21 protein-coding genes and 1 tRNA gene are annotated in these 23,765 nt (G+C 66.5%); 10 read left to right on the top strand and 12 right to left on the bottom strand.

Annotated elements, in window-relative coordinates; genetic code table 11:
• Positions 1 to 5 precede the first annotated feature (5 nt).
• The 7 genes from BLU84_RS18120 to BLU84_RS27960 form a co-directional block, all read right to left on the bottom strand.
• The gene (locus tag BLU84_RS18120; protein ID WP_074870613.1) at positions 6 to 680 is read right to left on the bottom strand and encodes a class I SAM-dependent methyltransferase; all 675 of its coding nucleotides are present in this window, start codon (positions 678 to 680) and stop codon (positions 6 to 8) included.
• Between the two features lie 185 nt (positions 681 to 865).
• Complete coding sequence (locus BLU84_RS18115; RefSeq protein WP_139175093.1) at positions 866 to 1,840, bottom strand: AraC family transcriptional regulator; 975 nt, start codon at positions 1,838 to 1,840, stop codon at positions 866 to 868.
• A gap of 261 nt (positions 1,841 to 2,101) precedes the next feature.
• Entirely contained in the window at positions 2,102 to 2,650 is a 549-nt protein-coding gene (locus BLU84_RS18110; protein WP_074870608.1) for a hypothetical protein, read from the bottom strand.
• A gap of 252 nt (positions 2,651 to 2,902) precedes the next feature.
• Positions 2,903 to 3,313 carry a hypothetical protein gene (locus BLU84_RS26665; RefSeq protein WP_139175092.1) on the bottom strand — a complete coding sequence of 137 codons (411 nt, stop codon included), beginning with the start codon at positions 3,311 to 3,313 and terminating at the stop codon, positions 2,903 to 2,905.
• Positions 3,314 to 3,485: 172 nt separating this feature from the next.
• Positions 3,486 to 4,022: a hypothetical protein gene (locus BLU84_RS26660; RefSeq protein ID WP_139175091.1), complete on the bottom strand. Its 537-nt coding sequence runs from the start codon at positions 4,020 to 4,022 to the stop codon at positions 3,486 to 3,488.
• Positions 4,023 to 4,341: 319 nt separating this feature from the next.
• A complete protein-coding gene (locus tag BLU84_RS18105; protein WP_074870879.1) occupies positions 4,342 to 4,704 on the bottom strand; it encodes a hypothetical protein in 363 nt (120 codons plus the stop codon).
• 797 nt (positions 4,705 to 5,501) lie between these two features.
• On the bottom strand, positions 5,502 to 6,263 hold the full coding sequence (locus BLU84_RS27960; protein WP_074870605.1) for a DUF3011 domain-containing protein: 762 nt from the start codon (positions 6,261 to 6,263) through the stop codon (positions 5,502 to 5,504).
• A 770-nt stretch (positions 6,264 to 7,033) separates the two neighbouring features.
• Between BLU84_RS27960 and BLU84_RS18095 the strand changes: the two genes are divergently transcribed.
• The gene (locus tag BLU84_RS18095; RefSeq protein WP_074870602.1) at positions 7,034 to 7,609 is read left to right on the top strand and encodes a site-specific integrase; all 576 of its coding nucleotides are present in this window, start codon (positions 7,034 to 7,036) and stop codon (positions 7,607 to 7,609) included.
• Positions 7,610 to 7,671: 62 nt separating this feature from the next.
• Here BLU84_RS18095 and BLU84_RS18090 read toward each other — a convergent pair.
• Positions 7,672 to 7,747 (bottom strand) — tRNA-Ile (locus BLU84_RS18090).
• A gap of 371 nt (positions 7,748 to 8,118) precedes the next feature.
• Between BLU84_RS18090 and BLU84_RS18085 the strand changes: the two genes are divergently transcribed.
• Positions 8,119 to 9,291 carry an alginate lyase family protein gene (locus BLU84_RS18085; RefSeq protein WP_074870599.1) on the top strand — a complete coding sequence of 391 codons (1,173 nt, stop codon included), beginning with the start codon at positions 8,119 to 8,121 and terminating at the stop codon, positions 9,289 to 9,291.
• Between the two features lie 48 nt (positions 9,292 to 9,339).
• On the opposite strand, the gene BLU84_RS18080 is transcribed toward BLU84_RS18085, so the two are convergent.
• Entirely contained in the window at positions 9,340 to 11,760 is a 2,421-nt protein-coding gene (locus BLU84_RS18080) for a GH92 family glycosyl hydrolase (RefSeq protein WP_083382804.1), read from the bottom strand.
• 261 nt (positions 11,761 to 12,021) lie between these two features.
• Between BLU84_RS18080 and BLU84_RS18075 the strand changes: the two genes are divergently transcribed.
• From BLU84_RS18075 to BLU84_RS18055, 5 genes are all read left to right on the top strand, one after another.
• Positions 12,022 to 13,068 carry a LacI family DNA-binding transcriptional regulator gene (locus tag BLU84_RS18075; protein WP_074870597.1) on the top strand — a complete coding sequence of 349 codons (1,047 nt, stop codon included), beginning with the start codon at positions 12,022 to 12,024 and terminating at the stop codon, positions 13,066 to 13,068.
• On the top strand, positions 13,065 to 14,363 hold the full coding sequence (locus tag BLU84_RS18070) for a sugar MFS transporter (RefSeq protein WP_074870595.1): 1,299 nt from the start codon (positions 13,065 to 13,067) through the stop codon (positions 14,361 to 14,363). Before BLU84_RS18075 ends, BLU84_RS18070 begins: the two co-directional genes overlap by 4 nt.
• The gene (locus tag BLU84_RS18065) at positions 14,363 to 15,370 is read left to right on the top strand and encodes a carbohydrate kinase family protein (protein WP_074870593.1); all 1,008 of its coding nucleotides are present in this window, start codon (positions 14,363 to 14,365) and stop codon (positions 15,368 to 15,370) included. Before BLU84_RS18070 ends, BLU84_RS18065 begins: the two co-directional genes overlap by 1 nt.
• Positions 15,367 to 16,581 (top strand): AGE family epimerase/isomerase, encoded by a 1,215-nt coding sequence (locus BLU84_RS18060; protein ID WP_074870591.1) that lies wholly within the window; start codon positions 15,367 to 15,369, stop codon positions 16,579 to 16,581. Before BLU84_RS18065 ends, BLU84_RS18060 begins: the two co-directional genes overlap by 4 nt.
• A 240-nt stretch (positions 16,582 to 16,821) precedes the next feature.
• Complete coding sequence (locus BLU84_RS18055) at positions 16,822 to 17,187, top strand: nuclear transport factor 2 family protein (RefSeq protein WP_074870588.1); 366 nt, start codon at positions 16,822 to 16,824, stop codon at positions 17,185 to 17,187.
• 93 nt (positions 17,188 to 17,280) lie between these two features.
• On the opposite strand, the gene BLU84_RS18050 is transcribed toward BLU84_RS18055, so the two are convergent.
• From BLU84_RS18050 to dtd, 3 genes are all read right to left on the bottom strand, one after another.
• Positions 17,281 to 17,778, bottom strand: a complete 498-nt coding sequence (locus BLU84_RS18050) for a hypothetical protein (RefSeq protein WP_139175090.1) — start codon at positions 17,776 to 17,778, stop codon at positions 17,281 to 17,283.
• A 120-nt stretch (positions 17,779 to 17,898) separates the two neighbouring features.
• Complete coding sequence (gene rpoD / locus BLU84_RS18045; protein ID WP_074870584.1) at positions 17,899 to 19,764, bottom strand: RNA polymerase sigma factor RpoD; 1,866 nt, start codon at positions 19,762 to 19,764, stop codon at positions 17,899 to 17,901.
• 95 nt (positions 19,765 to 19,859) lie between these two features.
• Positions 19,860 to 20,300: a D-aminoacyl-tRNA deacylase gene (gene dtd, locus BLU84_RS18040; protein WP_074870582.1), complete on the bottom strand. Its 441-nt coding sequence runs from the start codon at positions 20,298 to 20,300 to the stop codon at positions 19,860 to 19,862.
• Positions 20,301 to 20,430: 130 nt separating this feature from the next.
• Here dtd and BLU84_RS18035 point away from each other — a divergent pair, with 130 nt between their 5' ends.
• The 3 genes from BLU84_RS18035 (at position 20,431) to BLU84_RS18025 (ending at position 23,694) form a co-directional block, all read left to right on the top strand.
• Complete coding sequence (locus BLU84_RS18035) at positions 20,431 to 21,366, top strand: lauroyl acyltransferase (RefSeq protein WP_074870579.1); 936 nt, start codon at positions 20,431 to 20,433, stop codon at positions 21,364 to 21,366.
• A gap of 139 nt (positions 21,367 to 21,505) precedes the next feature.
• A complete protein-coding gene (locus BLU84_RS27830; protein WP_233431182.1) occupies positions 21,506 to 22,177 on the top strand; it encodes a PH domain-containing protein in 672 nt (223 codons plus the stop codon).
• A 77-nt stretch (positions 22,178 to 22,254) separates the two neighbouring features.
• Positions 22,255 to 23,694 carry a PH domain-containing protein gene (locus tag BLU84_RS18025; protein ID WP_074870876.1) on the top strand — a complete coding sequence of 480 codons (1,440 nt, stop codon included), beginning with the start codon at positions 22,255 to 22,257 and terminating at the stop codon, positions 23,692 to 23,694.
• Positions 23,695 to 23,765: the final 71 nt, after the last annotated feature.

The raw sequence follows: 23,765 nt of genomic DNA, 5'->3' as shown, positions 1-23,765 counted from the left end.
GGGAATCAGTGGACGCGGGCGCTGAAGAAGGCGAAGCATCCGGTCATCTCGACGGTGCAGTCGCGGAAGCGCGCAGCGAGTTCGTGGTGCAGGCCATCGGCCGTGTCGTCGCGGCAATTGACGACGCGCAGCTCGTTCAGGGCGCGCCAGGCGAGTCGGCGACGCTGCGTGGCGGCGACTGCGTCGTTGACCAGCGTGAAGCCGAAAATCGTCGCGCCCGGGTTGCAGATCGGCCGCAACGCATCGAACACCGCAGCTTTCTCGCGCATGTCGCCGGGCAGGCAATGCAGCAGGCCGCCCAGGGCCACCGAGTCGAATGCGGGGATTCCAAGCAGGGGCTGGCGGACATCGCGCAGGTAAGTTTCGGGGCGGTAGCGGGACAGCCGCCGGGCGGTGAACCCCAGACAGTTGGGCTGCAGGTCGATCAGCGCCAGCCGGGGGTTCGGCACATCGAAGCCGCACCGGTCCAGGCAGTAGCCGGTGCCGACGCCCACATCGGCGTGATTGGCCCGCAGGTGCGTGCGGTAGGCGGCGATGAAGGTCTCGGCCGGACACTGCCAGACATGGCGGGCCAACAGGCCGACGATCAGCGGGTCATACAGGCGCAGGCCCAGTTTGGTGTAGGCCTTGATGCCGTCGCGGGCGGCGTAGGGAGTAGGAAAGGACACCGGGAGCTCCATCGACGGGGCGATGGAGCGAGGTTGACCGACCCCGGCGAGGGCCGGCTTCCGGACTGATCAGTCCGGATCACATTGTTCCGATGTCCTTTGTCGTCAACGACTTGCCGGACTCCTGGAAGATCATCCGGGAGCCCGGAGCCCCTTCCCTGCGCGCGCTTGCACTGCGGCAGGGAAGCAGGTCGCGGTCAGGAGGTCTTCGCGTTCGCCTTGCGGTAGTCGCCGGGCGACTGTCCGGTCACTTCCTTGAAGGCGGCATAGAACGTCGACTGCGACTTGAAGCCGGTGCCCATGCCGATGGCGAGGATCGAGGCGTTCGGCTCGGCCACGAGCATCAACTTGGCCGCAGCCACCCGGCGCTCGCGCACGTAGCGCGGGAACCCCATGCCCAGCCGCGTGTTGACCAGCTCGGACAGCTGGTGCCCGGTGACGCCGAGATCCGCGGCCAGCGTGCTCAGCGTGAGGGTCTCGTTCTGGTAGACCTTCGGATCGGCCATCAGCACGGCCAGCCGGGCGAGCAGGCCGTCGACGTCCATGTCCCGCAGCGTGGACTTGCCGTAGCGCAGCTGCGCCGCCTCGGTGAGGTCGGCGATGAGGTCGGGATGGGCAATCAGCGCGACGACCAGGATCGCGAACGCCGCGCCGATCGCGCTGCAATAGAAGCGATAGAACCAAGCGTGATCGATGTACGGGAGTGCGAAGCCGAGCAGGAGCACTCCGACCGCGAGGACGGACATGACGCCGAACCAGAAGAACTCGAAGCGGAACTGCTTGCGCTGGGCGCGCAGGCCGTAGACCAGGCGGCCCAGCCACAGCGCGAAGCCCGCGCCGATCGCGAAGAGCATCGGCAGCGATACGTCCAGGCGCGGGATCAGCAGCAGCGCGATCGGCAGCAAGGCCAGCAACATCGCCGGCCGGAACGGCTCGTCCGGCAGCAGCGCCCAGCGCCCGAACAAAAAGAAGGACGGCGGCGCCACGAACAGCGCGATCCGGTACCCGATGGTCGCCAGCGGTTCCGGCCCGCCGGCGAAATGCAGCAAGTGACCCAGCTGCAGCGCGACCAGCGCGCCCAACAGGACGGTGCACGACAGGATCGAGTACGCCGACTTGCCGGGGATCTTGAGGAAGGCCAGGTATGTCAGCCAGAGCAGCGCCGCGACCACGATCGAGAAGCCGGCGATAGCGAGGCTGAAGATCTGCATTTACGGGGGTGTCGCCTGGGTGGTCACGGCGGGGATTGTAACCGTGGGGGCGGCGCGGGGATTCATGAAAGGCGAAGGACACGGCGGCTCATGCGGAGCGAACTATCCCATTGGCGGGATATCCGCTCGTGTGGCCTGAAGTTCCCGGCGTGCTGATGTCGACTGCGACCGCCGCGAACGCGAAGCCTGCGACCGGCTATTGCAGAAGCGGTTGCCGAGGAGTTACGAGCCTGCGTATTTCCGCTCGCCCCGATACCAAGCTCCGTCGGGCCTGAGATGCCAATCCGGTGTTTGCACGGGCCGTAAGGCACCGGGGCCGCTGCGGGTATCGTCGATGAAGCTGATCCGATCGATGTTCACCGTTCGGTCCTTATCGTAGGTGCTGCTGTGCAACACGAGCGTGCGCTTGTCCCAGTCGATGCTCTTCAACGCTCCTTGCTCGATCGTCGGGTTGATGGAGCTGTCGTGCTTGCCCCAGATCATCAGGTACTTGCCGATCGGATATCGCTTGAGATCAGCGTCGAAATTGGGCGGATTGTTTGGCTTGCTACCGAACTTGCTGATGGTGTCGACGTCGTCGAACTTGCACTCGACAAGGTCCTTTCGCTCGACTTTTCCGTCAAGTCCGATGTAGACAGCCACTTGAACGACGAAGCAGTCTTGCGCCAGATCGATCTTCGACAGATACCCTTGGAGCGTCTCCCCGTTCGTCTGCAGGATCACCACGGCATCATTCTGAGAAAATCCCTTGACCATCTCATTCTTGTCCACGTCGTGTCTCCGTCGCTTATGGACGCAAGCCATCGATGAGCGCGTTGTGGCCGGTCTCAAGCGGGCATCCTTGTATGTTTTTCATGTCGCCGACCAGCGGCCGGAACCATCGAAGCATGAAGCAACATTCTTGTCGGTTACGCCGTAATGCTAGACCGCAGTACCACCCCAATTTGGGATTTCGCGCCGCGTTCCGAGAACTGATCGCCGCTGATCGTTGAGCGCAGGCGTTAGCCACTCAAGCACAGAGCGCTAGTCCTCACCCAGGAATGCGAGTAGCAGGGTGGTCGACTCGTTCGACACGATCAGAAGGTCGCAAAATGTCCAGTCTGAAATCGTGAAATCGGACGCCACTGCCTTGACCTGCCCCATCGGACCGAGAAGCTGCATTGTCAGGTCCAGCGCCTGCTGCTCATCCATTCCAGGCGTTGCGAATACAAGATCGTGAGTGAGATGGACTTTGATCCATTCGACTGCTTCGTCATGGGAAATCCATCGAAATGGATTTCCCCGCTCCCTCAGCGTATGTCCGAACAGGCAAGCCCAGCCCCGAAGCAGCGATTCGACATCAGAGTCGGCGGCGTCAATGCGCGGCGCATTGATCAGCATCGCCTCGTGATAGTCCGGAGCTGACTCTTTGAGGGTGTGCAAAATCGATTGCATGGTTGTCATAGAAGTCATGGCCTCTGAGTCAGCCGCTGATGGCGTCGGCTGTAGGTCCTTCGCGCTCGTCCGGCGGGACAGCAGCCCTGGTCGCTGCAAAGATTTTGCCAGACAGCCTTTCCTCAATGCAGGCAAGCTCCAACTAACCACCTGGTTTACGCCGCGTGGGCCATCAAGACTTCATCGCTCGAACCGAACTCCTAACCATTTCGGCAGATGAGGGCATGGCACCGCAGTCAATAGCGAGCTTGAAGAATTCCTCCGAAGCCTCGTAGGGATTCAGGCCATAGGATCTTACGCATGATCTTGCGTAAGACGTGAGATCGTTGATATCCCCACCAGTGAGATATCCAGAGAAGACGGCTTCCTCCTTGAATCGCGCTATCGCTTCGCAAGGCAGATTTGGACCGCATATGAAGTACTCCAAGTACTTCAGGAAGTTCGGGTGACTCAGGATCTCCGCGTCGACTGTTCGGTTTTTCTCAAAGACATCCTTTCGCGACCGCCCCCTACCGCCAGGGTTGAAATCTGGATCAATGAAGTACGCAAGTCGAACCTCTGGCACCGCCTCTCTACTCAGAAGGCTGGAAGCCAGACGCTTCATTGATTCAATGGATCCCCGCATGTCATCGACACTCTTTGGGTCGAAGTTTATTTCAGAAAAGAGCAAAAGCTCCTCATCGGTCAAAGAGATGTCTGGCTTTCGCATCTTGCTCCGCCACGTAAGGTTTCAGGACAATCATGCATCGCCATGCAAGCCGCTGCTAGGAATTTCCAGGATTGCGTATATATCTGATCTGCAAGCACGACTGACCGCTTCGAAAGTTAACGGGAGCAATGCCGTAAATTCCAAGCTCTAACCTGACCACTCGCTCAAGCCAATGGACTTCAAGTCGCTTGCGGGCCTGCTGGGCTTGGGCTTGGGTAATGTGCGCGAAAACGGATGTCAGTCCAGCTATCAGCCTGAATTAGTAGCAGCGCCGACGAAATCCTGGCAACTCTATAAAGAACCCGCCGCTGGAGTTCAATCACGACTGACCAGCATGTGGACTGAGCCATCTGTATTGCCTCACGAGTTCGGCCTTTCGCGTATCGAACTCGCGCGCATCTTCCGCGATTACTCTCTTCAATATCCATCCTGCATCTTTTCCTGCGGCAATAAATGCATCACCGTCAGGCAAACCGCTGTGTTTCCGGTAAACAGGCGCGAGAGGAGTGTTGAGCCAGTATGTATTCTCGCCCCCCATGAGATCGCGTAAAGCGAACCACTCTTGCGGCCTGTTCTTGCACCAGCAATAGACGGCCCCCTGAAGGAACATGCAGGCACCCTTCAATTCCTCCGGTCCGATACCAAGCACGGACCTCAATGCGCTGTCCTTGAGCAGCGACATATCTTCCTCCTCGTACAGATAGCCAACCGTGGACTCCACTGCACAAGACCGTGGTCCCGGGCTAGAGTCCCCGTGGACATGTTGATCGCGAAAAAACTCGCTTGACAAGTCCACAGCTAACCCATTGATTCGTAATACCCCGAAAATTCGAGCCTGTGGTTTTCGGTCCACAGCCGCGGAGAAAACGGAGGAAAAGTGGCGAAAATTTCGCCAAAAACAGCGTGTGCGGTTTTCTCCAAAACCACAGGCGTGCAACGAAAAGGCCGAAAATAAGGCGTCTTCGTGAGGCGCGGAGAGGCGGAGAAATCCGTTTGACGTTACGGCGTGGTGGAGCGTCGGCAACCGGGACCCAACTCTCTTGATTACCCAGAGCTACCCACGGTTATCCAGAGATATCTTGAATCATGATGACCTGCCGGGTGCAGCCCTCCCCGCCGGACGGGCAGACCAAGTCGGCGGCGGGCTAACTGCCCAACCGCTTCTGGCTGCGAGGTCAGGCTGGTAGCGAAGGCGCGAGGCCGACCCCAGCTTGGCAGGACGCCAATGCCAGTGAGGCCGGCTCGTCTCGCTCACCGAGATAACGACCGGCTAGTCGTCCGCGGGATATCGAGCGAGGTGACCCGCCACTTCCAAAGCGCTAGTAGATAGGCCCCGCCTCTACGGAGAGGTGTAGCACAGTCCACACGCGATCAAACGGCACTGCAGTTCATACACTTCGGCGCGGGCTGGCGCCGGTGCGCCGCCGCGCGCGGCGGTGCGTCGAACCGCTGCGGCGCTGAGCGCACCCCAGCGCTGGCTTACTTCCTGCGGATCGGCGACAGCGACTGCACTTGGCCGTCGTTGCGCACCATGCACAGGAAACGCCCGTCCGGATAATCGACGATCAGTTCGGTCACCTCGGCGTTGACCGCCACCCGTGTCACCAGCGCGCCCTGCGCGTCGGCACGGACGTTGCACGCACCCAGCAGAGTCGAATCGGCGCCCGCCGCCGCACCGCGATACGAATCGCGCGACCCGCGCCGGTCGTCGGAGACTTTGGCGAACACCGCGCGACAGCCATCCTTCACCCACACCGAATGCCGGTTCAAGCCCCAGTTCTCTCCCTGCTCGCAACGGGTTCGGCTCAGTTGGCGGACCAGTCGCACTTCGCCGCGCGTGTCCATTTCGCATTCGGTCTGCTCGCGGCCCTGCGACTCGCAGGTCACTTCGTCCGTCGCGCGACCCGAACCCGACGACGACGCACGCGGCCCCGCCGCCCCGACGGTGCACACGCCGTTGGCGCCGCCACGGCCGGTGTAGGACAACTGCACCTCGCCAGAGGGATTGCGGCTGATCGACAGGGTCACGCCGCTGGTCGCGTCGCGCGCCTCGAAATAGTCGTCGTTGAATCGCTTTAGCTCGGTCTCGCGTCCGTTGACGAACACCGGCCCGCCGTTGTCGGCATGCACAGACACGCCGCCGGGGCAGCTCGCATTGAAGAACGGAACGCCGGCGACGGCCGGCAGGCAAGCGATGAGCGAAAGCGCGCCGAAAGCGGCCGACTGCCGGGAAGTCTTCATAGGCACCTTGATGGATCGAGTTGGAGAGGCGAGGACCGGGCTGCGGCACGCACGCCCCCTGCACACGACGCTGCGCCGGAACAGAACGATTGGCCCTGCGGCGAAATGTACGACGACGCTGCAAGATCGCGGATGCGCGGCTAAGGCCACATGGTAAGGCTAGCGCCAGCTCAAGCCAATGCGTTTTGTCGCTCTGCGCGCGGGGGCGCGGCACGTACGAGGCCTCGCCCTTCGTGTCGTGTACGACAATCGAAATCTCGGGCAGCACTCCACCGATCGTGCGCATAAAATATGCACTTTATATACCTAAGTGCACGATCTTCACCGCATGCGGGACGTGGACGCTAGTAGGCGCCGCATCGCCGCTCTCAAGACCAACTTAGTCGCCCACGGCACCCGCGAAGCCACGCCTGGTGCGTCTTGCTGCCCTAAGGTTCCTGCGCAGCTATGGTCCGACGCCGCAGAACCCGACCCTGTTCGACGAATATGTGTCCAGTGCCGCCATCTATGCGTGGGCTGCACCCTAGGGAGATGACGCGCGGCTTGCCTGGATTCGGCAGCGAGTTGTTGGCTCTGGAGCAGTGCATCGAATCAATCTCGATACGCATGAGAGAGTTCGCCGATGGCGCAGGCTGGCCCCAGCCCGGTCACATGAAGGCGAACAAGATCCAGCGCTACTTGGGCCGGCTGTTTACGTGGGCGGAAAACCACGTCGGGCTCAGCCACAATCCGGCGTTCGGCGTCGAGAAGGTGCGCGAGCGCCAGCGCCAGTGGCTGCCGGCCCCTACAACGCGATCCTGGCCTACGCGCTCAAGCGCGCGGCGATCACCGCCAACACGAAGGGGTCGATTGCACCCTACCTGCCGTGGTTCCTGGAGCTGACCTATCTGTGCCGCCTGCGCGGCGTCGAAACGCTCACGCTGATCCTGCACCACAAGACGAAGGCCGGCATCACCACGAACCGGCGCAAGGACAACCTGGTGAAGTGGACGCCGCGGCTGCGCCGGGCCGGGAACGGCGCGATCGCCTGTCGCGAGGGCGTGCTGGCGCGCAAAGCGCGGCAGGGCAAGGTCGTGCCGGACAGCGCGGCGCTGTTCCTCGACCGCGACGGCCAGCCGCTCGATAAGGACGGGCTCGACACGCTGTGGCAGCGCTTCATCAAGGACGCGATCAAGGAGAAGGTGATCCGGCCAGAAGATCGGTTCAGCCCGCACGACCTCAAGCGCAAGGGGATCACCGACACGCAGGGCACGGGCGCCGAGAAGAAGAACGCGGCCGGCCTTTCCGAGGCGATGATGAAGACCTACGACAAGAGCGTGCCGACCGTGAAACCTTCGGCGAAGTAGCGGCCATTTCCAGAGGCAATTCCAGAGGCCGCCCAGCGGTGCTCACGAAACCCAAAAAAAAATGGTGGGCCCACCAGGACTCGAACCTGGAACCAAAGGATTATGAGTCCTCTGCTCTAACCATTGAGCTATAGGCCCGCAAGAGGGCTGGATTCTAAAGCACCGGCCCGGCGTCGTCAGCCCGGGGCGGCCGGCCCGCTGCGGGTCCGCATCCGCCCCAATACCGGTCGCGGCGCTCCGCCACGGTTCGCGGAACTGCGAATCCCCTCGCCTTTATACGATTCCCGCCCGCCCACTTGCCCAGCCCCAGTCGCACTTTCGCGCGACCGACTCGGGCAGCATGGCTTCGATGCGCACAACAGATGCGCACCGGCGCCGCCATCGAGCGGCGCTGCCGGGCGCGACGGCGACGCCGCTGCGTTCGGCGCATTCGAGGGGGGCCACGATCCGGACGCGCTGCCATTGTCGGCGGGCAGCCGGTATCGCCTCACCCATCGAACGAGGTTTCCATGTCGCGCATTGCCCAGTTCCGTTTCCGCACGATGTCGCTGGCGCTGTTGGTCGCCGCCGCGGGTTCCAGCTACGCCGCCGAACCTTCCGACACCGCATCCGCCGCGAGTTACGACGCAGCAACCGCCGTCGCGCCCGCTGCCGTGCCGCCGTTCAAGCATCCCGGCTTGTTGATGACGCAGAACCGACTCGCCTCGATCCGCGCCGCGGTGCAATCGGGCAACAGCAGCGCGATGAAGACCGGCTACAACCGCGTGCTGCAGGACAACCGCGGTTCGCACACTTACGCGCATCAGGCGTTGGCGACGGTGGAGGTGGTGCGCGCAGCGGGTGGTCCGCAGGAGGGGCGCTGGAAGAACGATGGGTTCGCGGCGTATTTGAACGCGCTGCGTTGGGCGGTGAGCGGGGATACGCGCAATCGCGACAAGGCGATCCTGATCATCGATGCGTGGTCGGCGAAGTTCACCGGTTTCACTCTGGCGCCGGGCACCGATGCGCCGCAGGCGTGGCTGGAGGCGGCGTGGGGGTTGCCGGTGTGGGCCAGCGCGGCGGAGATCCTGCGCCATCACGATGGCGGCGCGGCAGGCTGGCCGCAGGCGTCGCAGGATCGCTTCAACGGCTATCTCAACAGGCTCTACGGTTACGCCAACCAGGCCTCCGCGCGCACCAACAACTGGGGCGTGTCCGGCGCGCTGGCGACGATGGCCACCGGCGTCTATCAGGACGACGCCAATCGCTACAACGCCGGGCTCAACCGGATGAAGCAGCTGATTCCGCTGATCGTCTACAGCAGCGGCGAGGTGCAGGAGTTGGCCGCGCGCGATTGCCACCATCCGCAGTATTCGCTGGCCGGCATCGCCCAGGCGGCGGAGATGGCGACGATCCAGGGCGACACCAGCGTGTGGCTGTTCAAGGTCGGCAACGAGGCGCAGCCGCGGTTCGCGCGCGGGCTGGAGTACATGGCCAAGTCGATCCTGTACGGCGAGGGCGTGCGCGATTGCCGTTCGAACGGGCTGTATCCGGGCTACAGCGAGATCGCGGTCAACGGCTACATGAATCGCGGTACGCCGATTGCGAACTTCCAGAACGCGACCAAGCGCGGGCGGCCGGACGGCAATGCCGCGGAGTTCATCGGCTGGTCGGCGGCCACGCACGGCCGCGACGATTTCTAAGACGGCGCAGCGCGCGCAGGCCGCAACGATGCGGCCTGCGCGCGGGTTTCATCGCGCCTTGCTCATCGAGTAAGGCAACTGCTTCGGATGGCTGGCCCATTCGCGATTGGGCTGCGCCTGCATGACGAAGCGCAGCTCGCCGCCGGCGACGATTTCCTCGTGGCGCAGGAACGCGCGGTCCAGCGGCTGGCCGTTGAGCGTGGCGCTGCCGATGTAGGTGTGCGCCTCATCCAGGCCGTCGGCGATCACCGTGAAGCGCTTGCCGTTGGGCAGGTTGAGCGTGGCCTTCGGCAGGAACGGGCGGCCGATGATGTATTCGTTGCTGGCCGGCGCCACCGGATAGAAGCCCAGCGCGGTGAACACGTACCAAGCCGACATCTGGCCGAGGTCGTCGTTGCCGGCCAAACCATCGGGGCGCGGCGCGTACTGGCTGGCCATGATCTGCTTGAGCCGCTCCTGGGTGCGCCAGGGCTGGCCGGCATAGCCGTACAGATACGCGACGTGGTGGCTGGGTTCGTTGCCGTGCGCGTACCAGCCGATCAAGCCGGTGATGTCTTCCATGTGGGCGAAGATCTTCGGATCGACCTTGGCCTCGAACACCTGGTCGAGCCGCGCGATCAGCTTGTCGGCGCCGCCGTGCGCGGCGGCGAGGCCGGCGACGTCCTGCGGCACGTACCACGAGTACTGCCAGGCGTTGCCTTCGGTGTAGTCGGTGCCGTAGCCGCTGGCGCTGGGGTCGAAGGGTTCGCGGAAGCTGCCGTCGCGTTTGCGCGCGCGCATGAATCCGCTCTTCGCATCGAAGGCGTGCTTCCAGTTGCCGGCTCGCTTCTCGAATCTCGCCGCAACATCCTTGCGTCCCATCGCCCCGGCCATGCGCGCAATGGTCCAGTCGTCGAACGCGTACTCCAGCGTCTTCGACGCGGCCTCGCCTTCCTCGTCGATCGGCACATAGCCCAGTTCCTTGTACTGGGCGATGCCGTCGTAAGGGCCGTAGTCGGCGCTGGCGACCATCGCCTCCAGCGCTTCGTTCGCGTCGTAGCCGCGGATGCCTTTCATGTAGGCGTCGGCGATCACCGGCACGGCGTGGTAGCCGATCATGCACCACGTCTCCTGGCCGTGGAACGCCCACACCGGCAGGATCCCGTAGGGGCTGTGCTTGCGCGAAGCGAGCAGCGAATTGACGAAATCGTTGTTGCGCTGCTCCGGCTGCACCAGGGTCAACAGCGGATGCAGCGCGCGATAGGTGTCCCACAGCGAGAAGGTGGAGTGGTAGCGAAAGCCCTTGGCCTCGTGCACCGCGTTGTCCGGGCCGCGATAACGGCCGTCGCTGTCCATGAACAGGCTCGGGCCCATCAGCGTGTGGTAGAGCGCGGTGTAGAAGCTTTTGCGCGAAGCCTCGTCGCCTTCGGCGTCGATCGCCGACAATGCATCGCTCCAGCGTTCTCGCGCCTGCGCGCGCACGCCGTCGAAATCGAAGCCGGGGACTTCGGCGTCGAGGTTGGCGATGGCGCTGTCTTCGCTGACCGGCGAGATCGCGACCTTGACGATCAACTCCTGGCCCGGCGCGTCCTTGAAGTCGAGGCTGGCGACGAGCTGGCGGCCTTCGATCTGCGCGCGCTGGCTCGGGTCTTTTTCGCCGGGCGGCGCGAAGCCCTTGTAGGGCACGTCGGCTTCGGTGTCGTGGAAGGCGTGCCCGGTCACCGGGCGCGAGAAGCGCATGGCGAAGTACAGCTGCCGGCCCGGGGCCCAGCCGCGGGTTTCGCGGAAACCGGTCACGGTGCCGTCGGCGCGCAGCCTTACCCGCGACCACAGCACCTTGCCGGGATAGTCGTACAGGCTGGTGCGCAGGTCGATCAGCACGTGTGCCGCCTGCCCGCTTGGGTAACGGTAGCGATGCACGCCGACGCGCTCGCTGGCGGTGAGTTCGGCGCGGATCTTGTAGTCGTCCAGGGTGACGGCGTAATAGCCCGGCTGGGCGACTTCGTCGTCGTGGCGGAACGCCGAGCGGTAACCGCTGCGCGGGGTTTTCGAATCGCCGCGCTCGAGCTTGACCTCGCCGGCGATCGGCATCACCAGCACGTCGCCGAGGTCCGAGTGGCCGGTGCCGGAGAAGTGGGTGTGGGAGAAGCCGACGATGGTCGGATCGCCGTGGCGGTAGCCGGCGGCCCAGCCGTAGGCTTCCTTGCGCGGCTTGATCTCGGTGTCCGGGCTGAGCTGGATCATGCCGAACGGGACCGTGGCGCCCGGGAAGGTGTGGCCCTCGCCGCCGGTGCCGATGAACGGGTCGACCGCTTCGAAGGCGCGGCGGCCGGCGTCGGCGCCGCCGGCGGGCGCGGCCAGGGCGGTCGGGACAGCGAACACCGCGGCCAGCAAGGCCAGGATGGCGGCGCCGGGCCAGCGGCCGGACGGATCGGGGTGGGGCTGGGTCGCTGAGAGCTGGGTCGTTCGGGACTGGATCGGCCGGGCCATCCGGAGTACTCCGTCTGATTCGTGATCGGGATTAGGAACAGGTTCGCAACGGCGGCCGGCCAAGGGACGGGCCGCCACTTTTAGATCGTTCTAAATATCGGCAAGCTAGCACGCGCCCGGAACCCGTTCATGCTGCATTGCAGAATGCAGCGACGGGGCCCAGGCCGCAGGATGGCGGCATTTAGAACGATCCAAAAGCCTTCCTTTCGCCCGAACCCGGCCTATGAGTCCCGCCCGACCATCCACCGCGAGGTGCCCAAGATGAACGACGCGCCCGCCCCCCGAGGCCGGGTCACCCTGGCCGATATCGCGCGCGCCTGCGGCCTGTCGCGCGCGACCGTCTCGCTGGTGCTGCGCGGCAGCCCGCTGGTGCACGCCGACACCCGCGCCCGGGTCGAAGCCGAGCTCAAGCGCCAAGGCTACGTCTATCACCGCGGCGCGGCCAATCTGCGCCGCAAGGTGTCCACCGGCGTGGCCCTGGTCATCAACGACCTGTCCAACCCGTTCTTCGCCGAGTTCGCCGCGGGCGTGGACGAATGGCTGGCCACCGCCGGCTTCGTCACCTTGCTGGGCAGCACCAACGAATCGGTGGAACGCCAGCAGGCGGTGCTCAACTCGCTGATGGAGCACGACCCGGCCGGGATCATCCTCTCGCCGGCCGAAGGCAGCGACGGCGCGCGGGTGCGCGCGCAAGTCGGCGAGCGCACGCCGGTGCTGGTGTTCAACCGCGAGCTCGACGGCACCACCTGGGATTTCCTCGCCCTGGACAACACCCACGGCGCGCGCCTGGCCACCCGCCACCTGCTCGACCGCGGCCATCGCCGCATCGCCTTCTTCGGCGGCCATCGCGATTCGTCCTCGTGCCGGCAGCGCCGCCAGGGCTATCGCGAGGCGCTGGCCGAGGCCGGGATCGAGCCGGAACCGCAGTGGCTGGTCGAGTGCGCGCCCACGCGGCTGGAAGCGGCGCAGCAGACCGGCGCGCTGTTCGTGCGCGATCCCGCGCCGACCGCGGCGGTCTGCTACAACGACGCGGTCGCGCTCGGCCTGATGGCCGGCCTGGTCGCACGCGGCCGCCGCGCCGGCGCCGATTTCGCCGTGGTCGGCTTCGACGACATTCCCGAAGCCGCGGTGGCCTCGCCGCCGCTGACCACCATCGCGGTGGATCCGCGCGCGCGCGGCCGCCAGGCCGCCGAGCTGATCCTCAAGCGTCTGCGCGAACCGGCCATGCCGCGCGCCCATACCATCGCCCCGGTGCGCCTGCAGGCCCGCAGCAGCAGCGAGGTGCACTTGTCCGGAGACTCCGCATGAGCCGTCGCGTCATGTCCTACGCCGCCGCGCTGGCGGTGGTGACCACGATCTTCTTCACCTGGGGCGGCCTGACCAGCCTCAACGACGTGCTGATCCCGCATCTCAAGGCCGTGTTCAACATGAACTACGCCCAGTCGATGCTGATCCAGTCGACCTTCTTCGGCGCGTATTTCCTGATGTCGCTGCCGGCCAGCCGGGTGGTGGCGAAGTTCGGCTACAAGCACAGCATCGTCATCGGCCTGATCGTCGCGGCGATCGGCGCGGCGATGTTCTTCCCGGCCGCGCGCATTCCCTCTTACCCGCTGTTCCTGGGCGCGCTGTTCGTGCTCGCCAGCGGCATCACCGTGTTGCAGGTGTCGGCCAATCCCTACATCAGCCTGCTCGGCGACCCGGCCGGCGCGCCGAGCCGGCTCAACCTGGCGCAGGCGCTGAACTCGCTGGGCACCACGGTGTTTCCGACCTTCATCGGCCCGCTGATCCTGTCCTCCGCGGTGCTCAGCGCCGCAGAGCTCAAGGCGATGAGCGTCGCCGAGCAGGCCGCTTACCGCGCGCACGAAGCCGCGGCGGTGCAAGTGCCGTACATGGTCATCGCCGGCTGCCTGGTGCTGCTGGCGGTGTTCGTCTACACGATGCGCATCCCGCCGCTGACCGAGGCCACCGAAAGCGCCGACCCGGCCCACCACAGCTTCGGCGAAGTGCTCGGCCAGCGTCATCTGCTGTTCGGCGTGATCGCGATCTTCGTCTACGTCGGCGCCGAGGTCTCGATCGGCAGCTTCCTGGTGAACTATCTGTCCGAGCCGCAGATCGCCGGCTTCGATCACGCCACCGCCAGCAAATACCTGGGCCTGTACTGGGGCGGCGCGATGGTCGGCCGCTTCGTCGGCGCGGTGCTGCTGCGCTTCGTCGATGCGCGCAAGCTGCTGGCGCTGGCTGCGGTGGTGGCGATCGCGCTGCTGGCGCTGACCATGGCCACGCGCGGTTCGGTGGCGATGTGGGCGGTGCTGTCGATCGGCCTGTTCAACTCGGTGATGTTCCCGACCATCTTCACCATCGCCATCGAACGGCTCGGGCCGATGACCAGCAAGGCCTCGAGCCTGCTGATCATGGCCATCGTCGGCGGCGCGGTGGTGCCGCTGCTGCAGGGCCTGCTGTCGGACAGCATCGGCATCCAGCATTCGTTCGTGATTCCGGCGGTCTGCTACGCCTTCATCGTCTGGTACGGCCTGTCGGGTTCGCGCATCCGCGAAGGCCAGGGCCAGCACGCCAGCGCCCAAGCTTCGGGAGTGATGCATTGATGTCCGCCGTATCCCCTTCGCCCGCCGACGGCGCCATCGTCTGCTTCGGCGAAGCCCTGATCGACTTCCTCGCCCGCCCGGGCGGCGCGCCCGGCCAGCCGCGCCATTTCGTCGAATACGCCGGCGGCGCGCCGGCCAACGTCGCCGTCGCCGCCGCGCGGCTGGGCGCGAACACGCGTTTCGTCGGCATGCTCGGCCGCGACATGTTCGGCGACTTCATCGCCGAACAGCTCAGCGGCTACGGCGTGGACACCCGCGACGTGCGCCGCACCGACCAGGCCAAGACCGCGCTCGCCTTCGTGTCGCTCGACGGCGAAGGCGAACGCAGCTTCAGCTTCTACCGCCCGCCGGCGGCCGACCTGCTGTTCCGCGACGGCGACTTCCGCGTCGACGGTTTCGAAGACGCCGGCGTGTTCCACGTCTGCTCCAACAGCCTCACCGAGGAAGCCATCGCCGCGACCACGCTCGCCGGCATGCGCCGCGCGCGCCTGGCCGGCGCGCTGGTGAGCATGGACATGAACCTGCGCCCGTCGCTGTGGCCGGCCGGCGTCGACCCGGCGCCGCGGCTGCTGGCGGCGCTGCTGGAAGCGGACCTGATCAAGCTGTGCGGCAGCGAGTTCGAGTTCCTCGCCCGCCACCTCGGCGGCGAAGAAGCCGCGCTGCAGCGGCTGTGGCACGGCTACGCGACCTGCGTGCTGATCACCGACGGCGCCACTCCGATCCGCTGGCATACGCGCACCCGCAGCGGCACGGTGGCCACGTTCAAGGTCTCGCCCAGCGACACCACCGGCGCCGGCGACGCCTTCGTCGGCGGGCTGCTGCGGCGGCTGATCGCGCTTGGCGTCGACGCGGCCAACTTCAACGATTTCCTTCAGCGCGAAGACGAACTGACCGACGCGCTGCGCTACGCCGCCGCCGCCGGCGCGCTGGCCACCACCCGCCACGGCGCGTTCGCGGCCATGCCCAGCGCCGCCGAGGTCGAACGACTGATGCAGGAACAAGCATGAACCTTCCCGCCAACCCGCTGCCGAACTTCCGCGACGCCGACACGCTGCTGGCGCATATCCGCGACACGATGGCGTTCTACGACCCGATCGCGCTGGATCCGCACGGCGGATTCTTCCATTACTTCCGCGACGACGGCGCGGTGTACGACGCATCGCACCGGCATTTGGTCAGCTCGACCCGCTTCGTCTTCAACTACGCGATGGCGGCGGTGGAATTCGGCCGCGACGACTACCGCGAACGCGCGCGCCACGGCCTGCGCTATCTGCGCGAGGCGCACCGCGACCCGCGCACCGGCGGCTACGCCTGGACCATCCGCGACGGCCAGCCCGAAGACCGCATGAACCACTGCTACGGCGTGGCCTTCGTGTTGCTCGCTTACTCGTGCGGCGTGAAGGCCGGCATCGCCGAAGCCGCGGCGTGGATGGACGAAACCTGGAACCTGCTGGAAGCGCGCTTCTGGGAGCCCGAGTTCGGCCTGTACCGCGACGAAGCCGACGCCGACTGGAACTTCACCGGCTACCGCGGCCAGAACGCCAACATGCATATGTGCGAGGCGATGCTGGCGGCGTTTGAGGCCTCGAACGACGCGCGCTATCTCGAACGCGCATTGACGCTCGCGCAGAACATGACCCAGCGTCAGGCGGCCCAGGCCGACGGCCTGGTGTGGGAGCACTACGACCGCGACTGGAACATCGACTGGGATTATCACCGCGACGACCCCAAGCACCTGTTCCGCCCATGGGGCTTCCAGCCGGGCCACCAGACCGAGTGGGCCAAGCTGTTGCTGATCCTCGACCGCCACCTGTCCGTGCGCGGCGACGCGCCTGCATGGCTGGTGCCGACCGCTCGCCATCTGTTCGACACTGCGGTGGCGCGCTCGTGGGACGACGAATTCGGCGGCCTCGCCTACGGCTTCGCGCCGGACGGCTCGATCTGCGACGACGACAAATATTTCTGGGTCCAGGCCGAATCGCTGGCGACCGCGGCGCTGCTGGCCGTACGCACCGGCGAGGATCTGTACTGGCAGTGGTACGACAAGCTGTGGGCGTATGCGTGGCAGCACCTGGTCGATCACCGTTATGGCGCGTGGTACCGCATCCTCGACCGCCGCAACGGCAAGTACAGCGACGAGAAGAGCCCGGCCGGCAAGACCGATTACCACACCATGGGCGCGTGCTACGAAGTGATCCGCTGGTTGCGCAATCCGTAATCGTTCCGAAGTCCCTGTAGGAGCGGCGCAAGCCGCGACCGCGACACCTCGCTTGCGTCGTAGGTGAGGATTCGCGGTCGCGGCTTGCGCCGCTCCTACAGGTAGCGCTCGCAACATCGCGTATTCATGCGCCGTCCGTCGGGAGCGCGGCCACGTCATGCGTCCGCGCCGACATCCGTACGCAGCCGCGCAACGTTCCCGCACCTATCCTGGCCGCTCCCCTCATTCGCGGAGCGCCCCATGGACATCCAACAGATCGCCGACCGCTACGTCGAACTCTGCCGCGCCGGCAAGCACGAGCAGATCCAGGACGAGCTCTACGCCGACGACGCGGTCAGCATCGAAGCGCCCGGCAATCAATCCGGCCCGCTCGGAAACGTCGAAGGGCTGGAAGCCATTCGCGAGAAAGGCCGCAAGTTCATGGAAGACGTGGTCGAACTGCATAGCAGTTGGTGCAGCGATCCTGTCGTCGGCGGCGATTGGTTCACCCTCGCGATGGGCATCGAAGCCACCTACAAAAGCATGGGCCGCGTATCGATGGCGGAAGTGGCGGTGTACAAGGTGCGCGACTGCAAGATCGTGCACGAGCAGTTTTTCTACGGTTGAAGCGACGATCCCGCTACGTCGCGGCGCAGTCCCAGCTAGCGCGAGGATCCACTGGCGACTCGGGTTCGCCCCGGGTCGCTCATGGCGGCGAGGCTAGGCCGCAAGTCGGGCCGCGAACGAATACAGCGGCAGGCAGATCAGCGACCACGCCAACGCGAAGGCGGCAACCGCGCAAGCCACCCACCAGGACTGCATCGGCAGTCCGAGTTGGCGTCGCGCCCGCAACTCATCGCCTTGCAGGACGCGGCCGACGGCCGCAACGACGGCGGCCTGCAACGACAACAACAAGCCCATCGCAAACGGCATTTCCCGCGGATCGTGGTTATAGCCGATCGCCATCACCGCGAGATCGACGAGCATCGTCGCCGGAGCGATCAGCGCGACGGCGGCGGCGGCCAAGACCCAGCTTAAGGCGCGATCGCCGCGCACCCGACAGTTCCACGCGATCATCAAGCTTCCGGCCAGCGGCGTCGCCAGCAAACTGGCGAGGAACATAGCCCGAAGCGAGAACCAAGGCGACGACGACTGCGTCGCCGGATTCCGCACCACAGGCGCCGCAGTAACCGCCCTAACGTAGACGTTGTCTTCCATACGCGCCTCCGCGGTCCCGCCGCTGGTCTCGCGACGATAGCACCGTCGAAGAACCCCAGCGCTCAAAACGAAACAGGCCCCGCAATGCGGGGCCTGTTCGGGTTGCGTCCTGGCGACGAATCAATCGATGTCGAGGAAGCTACGCAGCTGTTCCGACCGGCTCGGATGGCGCAGCTTGCGCAGCGCCTTGGCTTCGATCTGGCGGATGCGCTCGCGGGTCACGTCGAACTGCTTGCCGACTTCCTCAAGGGTGTGGTCGGTGTTCATGTCGATGCCGAAGCGCATGCGCAACACCTTGGCCTCGCGCGGGGTCAGGCCGGCGAGCACGTCGCGGACCGTCTCGGAGAGGTTGATGTTGGTGGTCGCTTCCACCGGGGACTCCACGTTGGTGTCCTCGATGAAGTCGCCCAGATGCGAGTCCTCGTCGTCGCCGATCGGAGTCTCCATCGAGATGGGCTCCTTGGCGATCTTCATGACCTTCCGGATCTTGTCCTCCGGCATGTCCATTTCCTTCGCCAGCTCTTCCGGAGTCGCTTCGCGGCCGTACTGCTGCAGCATCTGGCGGCTGATGCGGTTGAGCTTGTTGATCGTTTCGATCATGTGCACCGGGATGCGGATGGTGCGGGCCTGATCGGCGATCGAGCGGGTGATGGCCTGGCGGATCCACCAGGTGGCGTAGGTCGAGAACTTGAAGCCGCGGCGGAATTCGAACTTGTCCACCGCCTTCATCAGGCCGATGTTGCCTTCCTGGATCAGGTCGAGGAACTGCAGACCGCGGTTGGTGTACTTCTTGGCGATGGAGATCACCAGGCGCAGGTTGGCCTCGACCATCTCCTTCTTGGCCTTGCGCGCCTTGGCCTCGCCGTAGGCGACGGCGCGGCTGATTTCCTTGAGCTCTTCCAGGGTCAGCAGCGAGCGCGTCTCGACTTCGATGGTGGCCTGCTGTTCGGCCACGATCTGGTCCTTGACGTCGCGCAGGCCCGACGACCACTTCTGCTTGCGCTTGAGCAGTTCGTCCACCCATTCCAGATTGGTCTGGTTGCCTTCCCAGGCGCGGATGAAGTCCTTGCGCGGCATCTTCGCCACGCGGGTGGCCAGGTCGAGGATCTTGCGCTCGTGGTCCTTGATCGAGCCGACCACTTCGCGCAGGTTGCGCATCAGCGTGTCGGTCAGGGCCAGCGGCAGCTTCAGGGTGACGAACACCGCGGCGATGTCCTCGCGCAGCTTGGTCGCGTTCTTGTGCGCCGAGCCGTACTTGGCGTGAGCCTTGAGGAACTTGCCGTGCAGGTCGGCGATGGTTTCCATGCGCGAGGCGACTTCGACCGGGTCGGGACCGGACACGGTCTCTTCGGTCTCTTCGTCGCCGCCGGCGGCTTCCTCCTCGTCCTCGTCGGACTCGGCGTCGGCATCGTCGGCCGCCGGCGCCGGCGGCGCGGCGGGTTCGGGTTCTTCGTCGAGGTGATCGTTGAAGCCGACCACGATCTCGGCCAGGCGCTTCTTGCCGGCCTTGTGCTGCTCGTAGTCTTCCAGGATCAGCTGGATCGTGCCCGGATACAGCGCGAGCGAGGCCTGGACCTGGTTCAGACCCTCCTCGATGCGCTTGGCGATGGCGATTTCGCCTTCGCGGGTCAACAGTTCGACGGTACCCATCTCGCGCATGTACATACGCACGGGATCGGTGGTGCGGCCGCCTTCGCCGTCGAGCGCGGTCAGCGCTGCGGCGGCTTCTTCGGCCGCGGTGTCGTCGACTTCGCGGTTACCGGTGTTGCCGTCGGCGAGCAACAGCGTTTCGGCATCGGGCGCAACTTCGTGCACTTCGATGCCCATGCCGTTGATCATGCCGATGATGTCTTCGATCTGTTCGGCGTCGACCAAATCGTCGGGCAGGTGATCGTTGACCTCGGCATAGGTCAGATAGCCCTGCTCCAAGCCCTTGGAGATCAGGAGCTTGATATCGGACGGAGGGGGCTGACGTTCGTTGGCCATGGGCTGCGCCACCGCGCTAATGAGGATAGGGAACGCTCCAGTATATCAGGTCCGGCGCCCCCGGCCGGGGCAGGGCCGCGGGGAGGAGCGTCGGGTCAGGACCGGAGGAGGAAGGTGACCGGGCCGTCGTTGACCAGGCTGACGACCATATGGGCGCCGAAGCGGCCGGTTTCCACCCCCGCGGAATGACGTTGACGGCAAGTTTCGAGCAATCGGTTGAATAGCGGTTCAGCCAGCGCCGGCGCGGCCGCGGTGCTGAAGCCCGGACGCATGCCGCTGCGGGTGTCGGCCGCCAACGTGAATTGGCTGACCAGCAGCAACCCGCCGCCGGTGTCGGCCAGACCGCGGTTCATACGACCGGCCTCATCGGCGAATACACGGTATCCGAGCAGGCGATCGGCCATCCGCGCGATCTGGGCCTCGCCGTCGTCGGGCTCGATCCCGACCAGGGCCAGCAGGCCGGGGCCGATCGCCCCGACCGTTTCGCCGTCGACCGTCACGCTGGCCTGGGTCACCCGCTGGATCAAGCTCAGCATGCCGTCGCACCGTCAATTTCAGGGATCGCCAGTGTACTGCGGGCAACGCGCCGGCAATGGCGGCGTTCGCCCGCGTTCGCCACCGCCGCGCGCCGGTGCCGGCGCGGCGCGCGCGGCTACACTCGCCGGCATGACCCAGTTCGCCGCCCGCCTGCTGTACTTCTTCGCCAGCCTGATCGGCCGCCTGCCCTGGCCCTGGCAGCGGCGCCTGGGCGAAGCGGTGGCCTCGGTGTGGCAGCGCCGCGACGCGCGCGAGGCCCGGGTGGCCCGGGTCAACCTCGCCCTGGCCTACCCGGAGCTGCTGCCGGCGCAGCGCGAGCAGTGGCAGCAGGCGATCGTGCGCACCACCGCGCGCCAGGCGGTGGAGACCCTGCGCCTGTGGACCCGCCCGCACGCCGAAAACCTGGGCCTGCTGCGCGAGCGCCACGGCACCGAGCTGTTCGATGCCGCCCTGGCCGCCGGCAAGGGCCTGATCGTGGCCGCCCCGCACTACGGCAACTGGGAATTGCTGAACCAGTGGCTGGCCCAGCGCACGCCGCTGGCGATCCTGTACAAGCCGCCGGAGTCGGCGGTCGGCGAGGCCTTCCTGAACCTGGTGCGCGCCGATACCGACGCCGAGCGGGTGACCCAGATCCGCGCGGAAGGCGCCGCGGTGCGCCAGTTGTGGAAGCGGCTCAGCGCCGGCGGCGTGGTCGGGATCCTGCCCGACCAGCAGCCCAAGGCCGGCGACGGCGAATTCGCCCCGTTCTTCGGGGTCCAGGCGCTGACCATGACCCTGCTCGGCCGGCTCGCCGAGCGCACCGGCGCGGCGGTGCTGTTCTGCTATTGCGAGCGCATCGACCAGCACCCCGACGGGCCCGGCTTCGCCCTGCACATCGAGGCCGCGCCCGAGGGCATCGCCGATCCCGACCCGCTGCGCGCCTGCGCCGCGCTCAATCAGGCGGTGGAACGCATCGCCCGGCGCGATCCGGCGCAGTACCAGTGGACGTACAAGCGCTACACGCTGCGGCCGTCCGGCGACGGGCGCGACAACCCGTATCGCTCGATCGAAACCGACCGTCGCTGAGTCGCTGGCGACGCGGCTCAGCGCACCCATCGGCATCCGCGCGCGCTGATCGCGCGCAGCGAACCCGGCAGTTCTACGCAAACCGGCCACACGCCACTCACCTCGCTACACTCGGGAACAACCTCGCCCCGCCCGCACGATGACGCCCACACCGCCCGGCTCCGATTCCACTCTCCCCTCGCCCGCCGAGCCCATCGCGCAAGCGGGCGAGCCGCTGCCGTCCGCAACCGCGGACGTCGCGCCCGAGTCCGATCCAGCCCCCGCCGCCGCGCCGACGCAGCGCGAATCGCCCGCCCCGGCCGCGCCCGGCGACGACCACGCGCTGCCGCCGCCGCAGGACGGCTGGCAACGCCTGCCCGCGCGCGCGATTCCGCTGTGCACGATCGACATCAGCCTGTCGCTGGCGGTGGTGTTCGCGATCGCCGCGCTGATCGTCGGCGTGCTCAACTTCGGCCGCCACGGCGCGCTGCCCAGCGGCCTGGCCGGCGCTTTGTTCGGCGCCGGCATCGGCATGTGGATCGGCTTCCGCCGCTACCGCAACACCCTGTGGAAGCTGGACGCGCACGGTTTCGCGGTGCGCCGCGGCGTGGCCTGGCAGCGCGAGACCATCGTGCCGCTGACCCGGGTCCAGCATCTGGACCTCAAGCACGGCCCGCTGCAGCGCATGCGCCGGCTGGCGACGCTGGTGGTGCACACCGCCGGCACCCGCCACAGCTCGGTCGCGATCGATCACCTCGACGCCGACGACGCCCAGCGCCTGCGCGAACGCCTGGGCCGCCAGCTCGACCTCGAAGACGACGAGGCCCGATGAGCGCGCCCGCCCACGACGACGCCCGCGCCGGCGCGGGCGCGGCCGCCGAACCGGTCGCCGACCGCCGCCTGCATCCGATGTCGTGGCTGTTCGTGCTGGTGCAGCACCTGCGCCAGTACATCGTGCCGCTGCTGATCCTGATCTTCCTCGGCCGCGGCGATCGCAACGAGCTGTACTCGCTGATCGGCGTCGGCGTGCTGGTGCTGTTCTCGCTGTGGCGCTACTTCACCTATCGCTACGGCGTCGGCGCCAACGGGCTGGTGGTGCGCAGTGGTTTGCTCAACCGCAGCCTGCGGGTGATCCCGTTCGTGCGCATCCAGAACGTGGGCGTACACCAGACCGTGCTGCACCGCCTGTTCGGCGTGGCCGAGGTGCGCCTGGAATCGGCCGGCGGCAAGGAACCCGAAGCGCAGATGCGCGTGCTCAAGCTGGCCGACGCGCTGGCGCTGGAAACCCTGGTGCGGCGCCGCGGCGGCGACCCGGCGCAGGCCGCCGAAGAGCGCGCCGACAGCCTGCTGCGGCTGTCGCCGGCGGAAGTGCTGCGGCTGGGGCTGGTGTCCAACGGCGGCCTGATCCTGGTCGGCGCCGGCCTGGCCGCGATCATGCAGAGCGTGCCCGACTTCAACGGCCGCGTGCCCGAGCGGATGCTGCGCGTGGGCGTGCGCTGGCTGTTCGGCCGGGTCGAGGGCTATCACCTGGACGCCGCCGGCTACGCGCTGCTGGCGGTCGCCGGCATCGTCTTCGTCGCCGCCGCGCTCAAGGGCCTGTCGATGACCCTGGCGCTGCTGCGCTATTACGGTTTCGAACTGAGCGAACAAGGCCGCCGGCTGACCGCCGAGCGCGGCTTGCTGGCGCGCTGGCGCACCACCGTGCCGCGCCGGCGCATCCAGGCCTGGACCCTGGAGGAAGGCGTGCTGCACCGGCTGCTGCGCCGGCGCCGCCTGGCGGTGGACACGGTCGGCGGCGACGAGCACGAGGACGGCCGCGCGCTCAAGGAACTGGCGCCGATCGCCGCGCCGGCGGTCTGCGACGGCCTGATCGCGCACCTGCTGCCGCACGCGCGTTGGGACGCGCTGCCGTGGCAGGCGCTGCCGAAGGCGGTGTGGTGGCGGCTGTTCCTGCCCGACCTGCCGTGGACCGCGCTGGCGGTGTTCATCGCCTATTGGCAGGTCGGCGAATGGAGCCTGCTGGCGCTGCTGTGGCTGCCGTGGTCGGCGTTCAAGGCGCAGCGGCGCGCGCGGCGCATGGGCTATGCGATGGACGCCGAACTGATCGCGGTGCGCGAAGGCTGGTGGCGGCGCTACTGGCGTTTCGCCGAACTCGACAAGCTGCAAGTCCTGCAGATCACCCGCTCGCCGCTGGACCGCCGCTGCGGCACCGCGACGCTGTGGCTGGACACCGCCGGCGCCGGCGCGCTGGGCCCGCCGCTGCGCATCCGCTTCCTGCCGCTGGACGAGGCGCAGCGGCTGTACGAACGCTTGGCGGCGTCGCTGGCGAAGCGGCCGTTGCGGTGGTGATGCGGGCCTGCGTTTCGCTCGTCGCGGCGACGGACGCAGAACCCGCCGCGGCACGCCCGCTGTAGGAGCGG

Origin of the sequence: Lysobacter enzymogenes (genome assembly GCF_900106525.1) — a bacterium.
In the GTDB taxonomy this organism is placed as follows: domain Bacteria; phylum Pseudomonadota; class Gammaproteobacteria; order Xanthomonadales; family Xanthomonadaceae; genus Lysobacter; species Lysobacter enzymogenes.
The sequence above is the reverse complement of the archived record's forward strand: the minus strand, read 5'-3'. Positions and strand labels throughout refer to the sequence as shown.

Excerpts from the sequence above, each read along its gene's own strand:
- BLU84_RS18120 (WP_074870613.1), bottom strand. The coding sequence starts at position 680 with ATGGAGCTCCCGGTGTCCTTTCCTACTCCCTACGCCGCCCGCGACGGC.
- BLU84_RS26665 (WP_139175092.1), bottom strand. The coding sequence starts at position 3,313 with ATGCAATCGATTTTGCACACCCTCAAAGAGTCAGCTCCGGACTATCAC.
- BLU84_RS26660 (WP_139175091.1), bottom strand. The coding sequence starts at position 4,022 with ATGCGAAAGCCAGACATCTCTTTGACCGATGAGGAGCTTTTGCTCTTT.
- BLU84_RS18105 (WP_074870879.1), bottom strand. The coding sequence starts at position 4,704 with ATGTCGCTGCTCAAGGACAGCGCATTGAGGTCCGTGCTTGGTATCGGA.
- BLU84_RS27960 (WP_074870605.1), bottom strand. The coding sequence starts at position 6,263 with ATGAAGACTTCCCGGCAGTCGGCCGCTTTCGGCGCGCTTTCGCTCATC.
- BLU84_RS18085 (WP_074870599.1), top strand. The coding sequence starts at position 8,119 with ATGTCGCGCATTGCCCAGTTCCGTTTCCGCACGATGTCGCTGGCGCTG.
- BLU84_RS18080 (WP_083382804.1), bottom strand. The coding sequence starts at position 11,760 with ATGGCCCGGCCGATCCAGTCCCGAACGACCCAGCTCTCAGCGACCCAG.
- BLU84_RS18075 (WP_074870597.1), top strand. The coding sequence starts at position 12,022 with ATGAACGACGCGCCCGCCCCCCGAGGCCGGGTCACCCTGGCCGATATC.
- BLU84_RS18070 (WP_074870595.1), top strand. The coding sequence starts at position 13,065 with ATGAGCCGTCGCGTCATGTCCTACGCCGCCGCGCTGGCGGTGGTGACC.
- BLU84_RS18065 (WP_074870593.1), top strand. The coding sequence starts at position 14,363 with ATGTCCGCCGTATCCCCTTCGCCCGCCGACGGCGCCATCGTCTGCTTC.
- BLU84_RS18060 (WP_074870591.1), top strand. The coding sequence starts at position 15,367 with ATGAACCTTCCCGCCAACCCGCTGCCGAACTTCCGCGACGCCGACACG.
- BLU84_RS18055 (WP_074870588.1), top strand. The coding sequence starts at position 16,822 with ATGGACATCCAACAGATCGCCGACCGCTACGTCGAACTCTGCCGCGCC.
- BLU84_RS18050 (WP_139175090.1), bottom strand. The coding sequence starts at position 17,778 with ATGGAAGACAACGTCTACGTTAGGGCGGTTACTGCGGCGCCTGTGGTG.
- rpoD (WP_074870584.1), bottom strand. The coding sequence starts at position 19,764 with ATGGCCAACGAACGTCAGCCCCCTCCGTCCGATATCAAGCTCCTGATC.
- dtd (WP_074870582.1), bottom strand. The coding sequence starts at position 20,300 with ATGCTGAGCTTGATCCAGCGGGTGACCCAGGCCAGCGTGACGGTCGAC.
- BLU84_RS18035 (WP_074870579.1), top strand. The coding sequence starts at position 20,431 with ATGACCCAGTTCGCCGCCCGCCTGCTGTACTTCTTCGCCAGCCTGATC.
- BLU84_RS27830 (WP_233431182.1), top strand. The coding sequence starts at position 21,506 with ATGACGCCCACACCGCCCGGCTCCGATTCCACTCTCCCCTCGCCCGCC.
- BLU84_RS18025 (WP_074870876.1), top strand. The coding sequence starts at position 22,255 with ATGTCGTGGCTGTTCGTGCTGGTGCAGCACCTGCGCCAGTACATCGTG.